This is a genomic window from Janthinobacterium sp. DSP2-3-3 (assembly GCF_049897325.1).
In the GTDB taxonomy this organism is placed as follows: domain Bacteria; phylum Pseudomonadota; class Gammaproteobacteria; order Burkholderiales; family Burkholderiaceae_D; genus Janthinobacterium.
This window is the reverse complement of the sequence record NZ_JAFCWA010000002.1, coordinates 581,103-591,349: the sequence shown is the minus strand read 5'-3', so window position 1 is coordinate 591,349 and position 10,247 is coordinate 581,103. Positions and strand designations below refer to the sequence as shown.

Annotated in this window: 10 protein-coding genes; 4 read left to right on the top strand and 6 right to left on the bottom strand. The window is 65.8% G+C overall.

What is annotated here, in order from left to right; genetic code table 11:
* Nucleotides 1-178 precede the first annotated feature (178 nt).
* Both ACP7DE_RS06725 and ACP7DE_RS06720 read left to right on the top strand, forming a co-directional pair.
* Nucleotides 179-631 (top strand): RrF2 family transcriptional regulator, encoded by a 453-nt coding sequence (locus ACP7DE_RS06725; protein ID WP_426071359.1) that lies wholly within the window; start codon nt 179-181, stop codon nt 629-631.
* On the top strand, nt 618-1,652 hold the full coding sequence (locus ACP7DE_RS06720; protein WP_426071358.1) for an NAD(P)/FAD-dependent oxidoreductase: 1,035 nt from the start codon (nt 618-620) through the stop codon (nt 1,650-1,652). Before ACP7DE_RS06725 ends, ACP7DE_RS06720 begins: the two co-directional genes overlap by 14 nt.
* Here ACP7DE_RS06720 and ACP7DE_RS06715 read toward each other — a convergent pair.
* Complete coding sequence (locus ACP7DE_RS06715) at nt 1,580-2,347, bottom strand: SDR family oxidoreductase (protein WP_426071357.1); 768 nt, start codon at nt 2,345-2,347, stop codon at nt 1,580-1,582. The two genes, ACP7DE_RS06720 and ACP7DE_RS06715, sit on opposite strands and share 73 nt — an antisense overlap.
* 123 nt (nt 2,348-2,470) lie before the next feature.
* On the opposite strand from ACP7DE_RS06715, the gene ACP7DE_RS06710 reads away from it, so the two are divergent.
* Both ACP7DE_RS06710 and ACP7DE_RS06705 read left to right on the top strand, forming a co-directional pair.
* Complete coding sequence (locus ACP7DE_RS06710) at nt 2,471-3,394, top strand: LysR family transcriptional regulator (RefSeq protein ID WP_426071356.1); 924 nt, start codon at nt 2,471-2,473, stop codon at nt 3,392-3,394.
* A gap of 16 nt (nt 3,395-3,410) precedes the next feature.
* Nucleotides 3,411-4,163, top strand: coding sequence for a DUF4303 domain-containing protein (locus ACP7DE_RS06705; protein WP_426071355.1), 753 nt, complete (start codon nt 3,411-3,413; stop codon nt 4,161-4,163).
* 17 nt (nt 4,164-4,180) lie between these two features.
* Here the strand turns inward: ACP7DE_RS06705 and ACP7DE_RS06700 are convergent, their stop codons facing one another.
* From ACP7DE_RS06700 to ACP7DE_RS06680, 5 genes are all read right to left on the bottom strand, one after another.
* Nucleotides 4,181-5,302 (bottom strand): metallophosphoesterase, encoded by a 1,122-nt coding sequence (locus ACP7DE_RS06700; protein WP_426071354.1) that lies wholly within the window; start codon nt 5,300-5,302, stop codon nt 4,181-4,183.
* 106 nt (nt 5,303-5,408) lie between these two features.
* A complete protein-coding gene (locus tag ACP7DE_RS06695) occupies nt 5,409-6,929 on the bottom strand; it encodes an ATP-binding response regulator (RefSeq protein WP_426071353.1) in 1,521 nt (506 codons plus the stop codon).
* The gene (locus ACP7DE_RS06690) at nt 6,916-8,745 is read right to left on the bottom strand and encodes an ATP-binding protein (RefSeq protein ID WP_426071352.1); all 1,830 of its coding nucleotides are present in this window, start codon (nt 8,743-8,745) and stop codon (nt 6,916-6,918) included. Before ACP7DE_RS06690 ends, ACP7DE_RS06695 begins: the two co-directional genes overlap by 14 nt.
* On the bottom strand, nt 8,742-9,827 hold the full coding sequence (locus tag ACP7DE_RS06685; protein ID WP_426071351.1) for an ATP-binding protein: 1,086 nt from the start codon (nt 9,825-9,827) through the stop codon (nt 8,742-8,744). The genes ACP7DE_RS06690 and ACP7DE_RS06685 overlap by 4 nt, the downstream gene beginning before the upstream one ends.
* Nucleotides 9,824-10,222, bottom strand: coding sequence for an ATP-binding protein (locus ACP7DE_RS06680; RefSeq protein ID WP_426071373.1), 399 nt, complete (start codon nt 10,220-10,222; stop codon nt 9,824-9,826). Before ACP7DE_RS06680 ends, ACP7DE_RS06685 begins: the two co-directional genes overlap by 4 nt.
* Nucleotides 10,223-10,247 lie beyond the last annotated feature (25 nt).

The following is a 10,247-nucleotide window of genomic DNA, read 5'->3' as shown; positions in this document are numbered from 1 at the left end:
GGTAAGGTAATTGTTTTGTTTGGCGACATCAATTTACCAATTCAAAACCCTCGCTGCCACCCCCTTCCAGCAAAAACGTCAAGTCCATCTTCCCCCACCAAACGCGAAGAACCTTTTTTTACGTCGCAAAACTGCAACTCATTTGCATATGCGCAGATTATGTACTATCATTAGTTACATGAGACGCGACAGCAAACTATCATCGATCCTCCATGTGCTGCTGCACATGGCCCACGCGGGACGCCCAATGACGTCCGAGGAACTTTCCGGCTACCTGGACACCCACCCCGTCCTGGTGCGGCGCGTGATGGCCGGCTTGCGCGAGCGCGGCTACGTGGCGTCGGTCAAGGGCCATGGCGGCGGCTGGCGCATCGTCTGCGATCTGCACCGCGTGACCCTGCAAGACATTTACGTGGCCGTGGGTTCGCCCACCATGTTCGCCATGGGCAACCGCGTCGATCAGCCGGGTTGCCTGGTCGAGAAAGTGGTGAACCAGTCGCTGGCCGTCGCCTTCGACGAAGCCGAGGCGCTGCTGATCCAGCGCTTTGGCGCTGTCACCCTGGCCGACCTGGCCCAACGTTTCAGCCAACAATACGCCATACATCAAGGAGCAGCACATGCACATTCCTGAATCGCAGGGCGCGGACAGCGCCACGCCCGCCGCCGCATTCGACGCCCCGTTTGATGCCCCGTTCGACGCCATCATCATCGGCGGCAGCTACGCGGGCCTGTCCGCCGCCACGCAACTGGCGCGCGCCCGCCGCCGCGTGCTGGTCATCGACGGCGGCCAGCGCCGCAACCGCTACGCCAGCCATTCCCACGGTTTCCTGACCCGCGACGGCAGCGGGACGGCCGCCATCGCCGAAAAGGGCAAGGCGCAACTGCTGGCGTATCCCACCGTCACCTGGCGCGATGGCACGGCCGTGCAGGCGACAGCCTGCAGCGATGGCGATGGCTTCGACGTGACCCTGGCGGACGGCAATATCGTGCACGGCCGCCGCCTGGTGCTGGCCACCGGCGTAATAGACGAACTGCCGCCCGTCGATGGCCTGGCCGCGCGCTGGGGCCGTAGCGTCTTTCACTGCCCGTATTGCCACGGCTATGAGCTGGAGCAAGGCGCCATCGGCGTGCTGGCCACCGGCCCTCTGTCCATGCACCACGCGCTGATGCTGCCCGACTGGGGCAGAGTGACCTTTTTCCTGAATGGCGCCTTCGAGCCCGATGCGGCGCAACTGGCGCAACTGGATGCGCGCGGCGTGATGGTGGTACGCACGCCCGTGGCGCAGATCGACGGCGTGGCCGATGTAGTCATGGCGGACGGCAGCCGTCATGTGATGGCCGGCCTGTTCGTGGCGACCCGCACCCGCCTGGCCAGCGCCCTGGCCGGCGAATTGGGCTGCTTGCTGGAAGAGGGCCCCATGGGGCCGTTCGTGCACACCGACGAGCAAAAGGCCAGCAGCGTGCCCGGCGTCTTTTGCTGCGGCGACGCGGGGCGCATGGCCGGCAGCGTGGCGTTCGCGGTGGCCGATGGCGCCATGGCCGGCTTGGCAGCACACCGCTCGCTGATGTTCGGACTGGATCAGGCGGCAAAACCACCGTCGATCTTCAGCCCGGCGCCCGTGACGAACGCCGCTTCTGCGCTGGCCAGGTAAGCCACCATGCCGGCGATTTCATCGGCCGTGCCGTGGCGGGGCAGGGCCATCAGACCGTGCATCAGGTCCGCGAAGTCGCCCGTCGGCGGGTTCATGTCGGTGGCGACGGGGCCAGGCTCCACATTGTTGATGGTGATGCCGCGCGGCCCCAGGTCGCGTGACAGGCCTTGCGTCAGGCCGCTCAGCGCCGATTTGCTCATTGCGTAGGCGGCCGCGCCGCCGAACGGCATGCGGTGCGCATTCGTGCTGCCGATATTGATGATGCGCCCGCCCGTTTGCATGTGCGCCACGGCCGCCTTGATGGCGACGAACACGGCGCGCACGTTGACGTTCAAGGTCTTGTCGAAGTCTGCCAGCGAAAAATCATCGATGGCGCCGGGCAGGAACACGCCCGCATTGTTGACGAGGATATCCACACGGCCAAACTGCGCCGCCACCTTGTCGATGGCCGCCGTCAGGGCGGTGGCATCGGCCGCATCGGCTTGCACGCCTAAGGCCTTGCCGCCCGCTGCTTCCACTTTGGCGGCCAGCGCCTGTGCTTCGGCGGCGGAGCTTTGATACGTGAAGACGACGTTGGCGCCCTGGCTGGCAAGGCGGCGCACGATGGCGGCGCCGATGCCGCGCGAGCCGCCCGTGACAAAGGCGATCTTGTTTTGCAGTGGCAAAGAGGTGCTGGTGGTGGCTTGGGTTTGCATGATGGGCTTTCTGTGTGAGGAATCGAGAAGCTCAGTATCTGCCTTCCATTGCCTGAGCGCTAGTCGTGAATCATGACAATCACTTTCAACCATAGGTATCAAGTGAGCGGGTAGAATAGGTGCATGGAAGCCCTCAATCACTTGCAATCCTTCGTGCTGTCTGCCGAGCTGGGCAGCTTTTCCGCGACCGCGCGCCGTCTCGGCCTGACGCCGGCGGCTGTCAGCAAGAACGTGGCGCGGCTGGAAGCGAGCCTGGGACTGCGGCTGTTCCAGCGCAGCACGCGTCGCCTGACCCTGACGGAAGGCGGCGAGCGTTTCCTGCAGCAGATAGGCGGCGCCCTGTCCACCTTGCACGAAGCCATCGCCGGCGTGGCGGAAGAGGGCGGCCAGCCGGCCGGCATCCTGAAAATCAGCATGGCGCCGTCATTCGGGCGCAGCTACGTGGTTCCCCTGCTGGGCGACTTCATTGCGCGCTATCCGGGCGTGGTTCCCGACTGCCATTTCGACAACCGCCAGGTGGACTTGATCGGCGAAGGGTTTGACGTGGCCATCGGCGGCGGCATCGAGCTGACGCCCGGCGTTGTGGCGCGCGAACTGGGCCACGCGCACATCGTCGCCACGGCGTCGCCCGCCTTCATGCGCGGCAAGGCCATGCCAGGGCATCCGTCGGACCTGGCGCACTTCGACGGCGTGGCGCGCCGCTCGGCCGGCAGCGGTAGATTGCGCAGCTGGATATTGCGCAATGGCTCGGGCGGCGAAGGCGTGGCCGAATCCCGGCCGCGCGCCATCTTCGACGATCCGGAAGCGATGGCGCAGGCCGCCATCCTGGGCGTCGGCGTGGCGCTGCTGCCCATGCCGCATGCGCTGGCCCACTTGCGCAGCGGGGCGTTGATTCGTTTGCTGCCCGGCTGGCATGCCGATTCCGGCCCCCTGTCCGTGTACTATCCCAGCAAGAAGCTGCTGCCCGCGAAGACGCGCGTATTCGTCGATTTCCTGCTGGAGCAGTTCCGCCAGCGCGATTTCGCCGCGCAGATACGGCCCGATTAAGCAATGAAAATTTTCCATGCATAGTAACTACAGCCTGTTTTACACCTTGGACGGCGATCACCCTGCCTGCTTCCGGGAAGCGCGCGTGTTTGGCACGACCGTGTGGACGGCGGCCGGCGCGGCCATGACCTGGGGCGAAGAAACGCGCAATGGCTACGCTAGTGAGGCCGAAGCGTATGTCGCCTATGCCGCCCGTTGCCAGGCAGCGCTGGCGGCCGGTTACACGCTGGCGCGTGAAAGCGCCATCGACCCTGCCGTATTTGATTTCGCACTGTTGCAAACCCTGGTGGCGGATGCTGCGCGCCTGGCCTTTGGCGCCGTGCGCCGTGCGCATCCTGACCAGCACCTCAACGCTTTCGCGCTGGTGAGCGACGACAGCGCCATGACCATCGGCCCGATGGCGAATAGCCGCGAAGCGCTAGCCGCCTCGGAGTACGGCGAAGAAATGCTGTGGAATCCGGCCGAATGGGCGTTCGACGACGGCGGCGCGTACTTTGACAGCGCCTACCGTTTGCTCCTGCAGGCGCACCGCAAGCTGCCTTTTGACGTCGATTCCGACGCCTTCCGCACTGGTGTGTTCGACGCTTGCATCGCCGCGCTGGCGCAGCTCGATGCCGAAGGGGTGTTTGGTATCGGCGTGCAGCGCGACGAGGGCGTGCTGCTGTTTGAGGTCAGCGACAGCGAACCGCTGGAAGGCGCGCTGGCGCGCTTGAATCCGCCGGCCGTGGTGGCCCGGTTCGAGGCATGGATGACCAGCTGGACGGAATGATGAGTGATGAGTGATGCTTACGCCGCCACCAGCCGGAGCCTCGTAATCTCCGCCGGCGCGCCGATGCGCTTGGGCGGGCCCCAATAACCGGTGCCGCGGCTGACGTAAATCCACAGGCGGCCTTGCCGGTGCAGTCCCGCCACATACGGCTGCTGCAGCGGCACGAACAAATTCCATGGCCAGAATTGGCCGCCGTGCGTGTGGCCGGACAATTGCAGGTCGTAGCCGGCCGCTTCGGCCTTGGGGGCGCTGCGCGGCTGGTGCGCCAGCAGGATGCGGAGGATATCGGTTGGTGCGCCGGCGATGGCAGCTTGCGGGTCGCTTTTCTGGGCCGGATCGAAGGCGGCGGCATTGAAGTCGGTGACGCCGGCCAGCGCCAGTCGCGCGCCGTCGTGGTCAAGAATCACATGCTCGTTCATCAGCACGCGCAAGCCCAGACGGCGAAATTCCGCCACCCACGGCGCGGCGCCCGAATAGTATTCGTGGTTGCCCGTGACGAGGAAGACGCCATGGCGCGCGTGCAGTTCGCCCAGTGGCGCCGTATGGCTGCCCAGTTGCGCCACCGTGCCATCGACCACGTCGCCGGTGATGGCGATGATATCCGCCCGCAGGCCGTTGGCGCGCGCGACGATGGCCTCCACGTAGGCGCGTTTGATCGTGGCGCCTACGTGGATGTCGCTCAATTGCACGATGCTAAAACCCTGCAATGCGGCGGGCAGGCCGGCGATGGGCACCTCGACCTCGCGCACGCGTGCCACCTTGCGGGCGTTGATGAAGCCGACGACGGTTGCCAGCAGCGCCAGGAGCAGCGTGGCCACGGCAGACGCCTGCGCGTGGGGGCGGGTGGCGGGAATCAGCATCAGCAGTGCGCGCAGCACGGTGAGCACGAACAGCGAGGAAAAAAAGCCCATGCACAGCGAGCCGGCCCAGCTCAAACGGTCGGCCAGGCGCGCATCGTTGGTGACGGCGCGGGCGAAGATTGTCATCGGCATGAGCATGGTCGAGGCCAGCAAGACCAGGCCGCCCAGCAGCCAGCCGGCCAGGCCGACGGGGAGCGATGGCAGCAGCAGCCAGCCCAGCAGTGCGTGCAGGGCGCCCAGTAGCATGGTGATGCGCAGCAGCGGCGTGCGGGTTGTCATGTCATGGTTCCAGAGGTGGGGCGTTCGGCACGGCGGATGCGATGCGGCGCCATCGCCGGCCGCAGATTATAGCCGACGCCCTGGAGACCGGCAGCTGCGGCGCCGTTCATTGGGCAATATGCAGTCCCAGCATGGCCAGCTTGCCGAAATCGACAGGTTTGGCGAAGTGCTCGTTGAACCCGCCCTGCAGGGCTGCCTGGCGGTCGTGTTCCTGGCCGTAGCCGGTCAGCGCCACGAGCAGGAATTGCTGCGGTATCGGCAACTGGCGCATTTTGACGGCCACCTCGTAGCCGCTCATGTCGGGCAGGCCGATGTCGAGAAAGACGATGTCGGGCTTGAATTCCAAGGTGCGCTCGGCCGCTTGTGCACCCGTGTAGGCCGTGCGCACCGTGTGGCCGTACATTTCCAGCAATTCTGCCAGGGTGTCGGCCGCATCGCAGTTGTCGTCGACGACGAGGATGCGCTGGCTGCCGCCAGTGGCCGCTGGCGCCGGCGCTGGCGCGGCGGCAGGCAGCGGCACGTTGGCGTCGAGCGGCAGGATGACCTCGAAGGTGCTGCCCAGCCCCACGCCGGGGCTGCGCACGCTGACCTGGCCACCATGCAGCATCACCAGCTTGCGTACCAGCGACAGGCCGATGCCCAGGCCATCCTGCACCCGGTCGGGTGCGTGGCCGCTTTGCTCGAACATGCCGAAGATGCTGTCGATGCTGGCGGCGGCGATGCCGATGCCGTTGTCGCTCAGGCGGATACGCACCTTGTCGCCTTCGCGCCCGGCGCTAATGGCGATGCGCCCGCCCGGCGCCGTGAACTTGGCCGCGTTGAGCAGCAGGTTGGCGACGATCTGCGACAGGCGCACGGCGTCGCCGCAGACCCACAGTTCTTCCTGGGGCAGGCTTACGTCCAGTGCATGGCCGCGTGCTTCGACGCTGTGCGAACTCGTTTCCAGCGCGCTGCGGATGACGCTGGCCAGGCTCACGCTTTCCCATTGCAGCGAGATTTTACCCTGCGAAATGCGCGACACGTCGAGCAGGTCGTCCACCAGGCGCACCAGGTGATCCGTGTGGCGGGCGATGGTGCGGCGCGCATTGTCCTGCACGGCCGGCACGATGGGATCGAGCTTGCACAGCAGGGCCAGCGCCGTGCGGATGGGGCCCAACGGGTTGCGCAATTCGTGTGCCAGAGTGGCCAGGAATTCATCCTTGCGGCGGTCCACGTCGCGCAATGCGCGCTCGACGCGGCCCAGGCGCAGCAGCGCCCTGACGTTGGCGATCAATTCATCCGCCTCGATCGGCTCTACCAGGTAATTGTCGGCGCCGCCGTCGAGGGCGCGGATTTTGTCGGCCGTGCCGATGCAGGAGGCCGACGTCTGCAGCACCAGGATGGTGTTCGTTTCGGCGCCGCCCTTCAATTGGCGGCACACTTCCAGGCCGTTGATGTCGGGCAGCTTGACGTCGAGGAGGATCAGGTTGGGGTGGTCCTGGCGGGCGCGCAGCAGCGCGTCGCCCCCGTTCGAGGCTTCGATGACCTTGAAGCCGGCGCGTTTGAGGATGCGCGACTTGGCGTAGCGGGCGCCATCGCTGTCATCAACGTTCAGGATCAGAGCATCGCTGTTGTTATCCGGTAGCATGCGCATTGTCCCAAGTGGTTGTGCCTTGCGGCGGAACCGGCTCTTGCCGGTGGTGTGGATTGCCGATCAGCGCGCGCAGGGTCGCCAGCAATTGCTGGCGCGGCAGCGGCTTGACATAGTAGGCGTCGGCGCCCAGGGCCAGACCCTTGCGCACGTCGTCGATCTCGGTGGCGACGATGACGGGAACCTGGCGCCGCAACGGATCGGTTTTCAGCTCGGCCAGCCACTGCCAAGCCGTCTCGCCGTGCAGCATGATGTCGAGGATGACGGCGGCAGGGCGCTGCTGTTCCCAGCGTTCCTGCGCTTCGCGCACGCTGCGCGCGGGAATGACGCGAAATTCGCTGCCGGCCAAGAATTTTTCATACAGCAGGCGGATGGGCGGATTGTCTTCCACCACCAGCACGCCGATGCGCTGGTCGTTGCCATTGTCGTTGGCCGGCGCGCACGGCGGCAGGCTGTCTTCGGGCGCATGGTAGCTGGTGGGCAGGACGACGGAAAACAGCGAGCCATATCCCGGCGTGCTTTCCACGGTCACCGTGCCATTGAGCAGGGTGGCCAGGTTGCGGCACAGGGGCAGGCCCAGGCCCGTGCCCTTGACCTTGCGCTGCATGTGGTTTTCCACCTGGCTGAATTCCTCGAAGATTAGCTGCACGTCTTCGGCGGCGATGCCCAGGCCCGTGTCGGAAACGGAAAAGCGCATGGCATCCTGCTCCGGCAAGGGCGTGGCGCTGACGATGATGGTGCCCGCTTCCGTGAACTTCAGGGCGTTGGCGATGAAGTTGCGCAGGATTTGCGACAGCTTGCCTTCATCCGTGTGGATGTGTAGTGCCGGGCCTGGGTCGATGAAGGTCAATGTGAGCGACTCGGACACCAGCAGCGGGCGCAGCATGCCGCGCAGTGCGCTGAACAGGTCGGCGACAGGGAAACTGTTGGCGTGCACGTCGACCTTGCCCGCCTCGATCTTGGCCAGGTCCAGCAAGTCGTTCACCAGGTCGCTCAGGCTGACGGCGCTTTGCAGGATGAACAGCACCTGCTTTTCCTGTTCCTCGGACAGTTCGCCGTCGATGCGGTCGAGCAGCAGCTTGGACAGGGCGCGGATGGAGCTGAGCGGCGTGCGGAATTCATGGCTCATGTTCGACAGGAAGCGCGATTTCATCTGGTCGGCGCGGCGCAGGTGGTCGGCCTTTTCGTCCAGTTCCGCGACCAGCGCCACCACGCCCCGGTTGGTGTCTTCCAGTTCGCGCGTCAGCTGCAGCAGGTCGTCCTGGCGCGTTTTCAGTTCAGCCAGGGTGCTCAGCAGCTCGCGGTTCTGCTGCTGCACTTCGGAGAGCGTGATATCCGAGGGCAGCGCCCGCAGGCTGCCGGACAGCACGCCTATCATGCCTCCGTTGAGCAGGGGCGCGTCGCGCGGGAATAACTTGTGCAGCGTGATATGCGTGCCTTCCTCCGGTGTGCTATGGATGTGGCAGCGGTCCATCAGGCGCTGGGCGCCCAGGATGCCCAGTCCCATGCCCGTGCGCGAGCGGTAGGTGCCGGCCAGGATGTGCTGCAACTGCTGCGGCGCGATGCCGGGGCCCTGGTCCTCGATGCGGATGCTGAGCACCTGCGGCGCCGTCTGGCCGTCGATGGCGAAATGCACCTTGCCGCTGCCGGCGTAGTTGTAGACGTTGCGCGCCAGTTCCGACACGGCCGTGGCGATGCGCACCTGGTCTTGCACGGCGAAGCCGCACAGGGCGGCGATTTGCCGTGCGCGCTGGCGTGCTCCCACCACATCGAGTTCGCTGCCGATATGGGCCGTCAATATGCGCTGTGTCATGCCGCACCTGTCCCTTCTGCTATTGCGGCCAGGTGATCCTCATGTTCGCGCAGTACCACCACCGTGACGTCGTCGCGCCCACGCGCAAAATCGCGGTACAGCACGGCGGCGACCAGGCTGGGGTGGCATTGCGCCAGGCCCGGATACTGTTCCAGGTCCCAACGCGTGTGCAGGCCGTCGGAGTGCATGATCAGTGTCGTGCCAGTCTGCCAGGGATAGCAAAATTCCTGCACCTTGCGCAGATTGCTGCCGACGATGCCGTTATGCGACAGCAAATGCCGGCTCTGCTGCGCGTCGAAGGCGCAGGCGGCGATATTGCCCACGCCCGCATAGCGCAATTCGCGGCGCGCGCTGTCGATATGCGCCACCGCCAGCGCCGCGCCGCGCGTGGTGCGCAGGGCGGCGTGGGCCAGTTCGATGAAGGGCGCGGGCAGGGGCGCCAAGCCGGGCGTGTCGTGTTCCAGCAGGGAGCTGGCGCATTCCGAGGCACGTGCCGCCAGCGGGCCATGGCCCAGGCCATCGGCCACCATCAGGCTCAGTTCTTGGCCTTCGCACACCACGTTCCAGGCGTCGCCGCTCACCTGCTCCGATGCCAGCGGCAGGCACACAGCGCCGATTTGCCAGTTCGGGCTGGCCGGAATGGCGCTGCTGGCGTGCTGCCCCCACACTACCATCATCAGCACCGTGCCCTTGCCGGGCGCCGTGTACAGGTCGAATTCCTGGCTCAGGCGGCGTATCGCGCCCAGTCCCACGCCGTAGGTGCCGGTGGTGGAATGGCCATCTTGCATGTGCTGATGCACATTCGCCATGCCGGGACCATGGTCGATGGCCAGCACTTCGATGCCGCTGGTGCCGCCGCGCAGCACCTTGCGCAGCAGGATCTCGCCGCGCTGCGCGTGCTTGACGATGTTGGTGGCCGCTTCGCTGATGATGATGGCCAGCTGGCCCGTGCGCACGTCGTCAAAGCCGATGTGGCGCGCCAGTTCGTTGCCGGCGCGGCGGGCCGCGGCGATTTCGCTCGGTTCGCCGATGGGGAAACTGCGTTGCCTGGCAATGTCAGGGGCTTGCTCGAGGTGGTTCAAAACAGCTTCCATTTCGCGATAGTGACCGTGGTGCCCGCGCCGGGCACCGTGTCGATGTGAAAGGCGTCGGCCAGGCGCTTGGCGCCACCCAGCCCCAGTCCCAGCCCGCCGCCGCTGGTGTAGCCATCGGTCAGCGCCAGGGCGATATCTTCGATGCCAGGACCCGCATCGACAAAACGCAGTTCCAGGCCCTGGCGCGCGCCATCGCTGACACGCGCGATGCGCGCTTCGCCGCCACCACCGTAGCGCAGGGTGTTGCGCGCCAGTTCGCTCGCCGCCGTGATGATCTTGGTCTGTTCGATCAGGCCAAAACCCATGGCGACCATGTTGTCGCGTACTTGCTTGCGCAGCCGCACGACGTCTTCATCGCTGTGCAGGGGCAGCACCTGTTGCATTTGCTGCACTGCGGCCTGCGCCCGC

Excerpts from the sequence above, each read along its gene's own strand:
- ACP7DE_RS06725 (WP_426071359.1), top strand. The coding sequence starts at position 179 with ATGAGACGCGACAGCAAACTATCATCGATCCTCCATGTGCTGCTGCAC.
- ACP7DE_RS06720 (WP_426071358.1), top strand. The coding sequence starts at position 618 with ATGCACATTCCTGAATCGCAGGGCGCGGACAGCGCCACGCCCGCCGCC.
- ACP7DE_RS06715 (WP_426071357.1), bottom strand. The coding sequence starts at position 2,347 with ATGCAAACCCAAGCCACCACCAGCACCTCTTTGCCACTGCAAAACAAG.
- ACP7DE_RS06710 (WP_426071356.1), top strand. The coding sequence starts at position 2,471 with ATGGAAGCCCTCAATCACTTGCAATCCTTCGTGCTGTCTGCCGAGCTG.
- ACP7DE_RS06705 (WP_426071355.1), top strand. The coding sequence starts at position 3,411 with ATGCATAGTAACTACAGCCTGTTTTACACCTTGGACGGCGATCACCCT.
- ACP7DE_RS06700 (WP_426071354.1), bottom strand. The coding sequence starts at position 5,302 with ATGACAACCCGCACGCCGCTGCTGCGCATCACCATGCTACTGGGCGCC.
- ACP7DE_RS06695 (WP_426071353.1), bottom strand. The coding sequence starts at position 6,929 with ATGCTACCGGATAACAACAGCGATGCTCTGATCCTGAACGTTGATGAC.
- ACP7DE_RS06690 (WP_426071352.1), bottom strand. The coding sequence starts at position 8,745 with ATGACACAGCGCATATTGACGGCCCATATCGGCAGCGAACTCGATGTG.
- ACP7DE_RS06680 (WP_426071373.1), bottom strand. The coding sequence starts at position 10,222 with ATGCAACAGGTGCTGCCCCTGCACAGCGATGAAGACGTCGTGCGGCTG.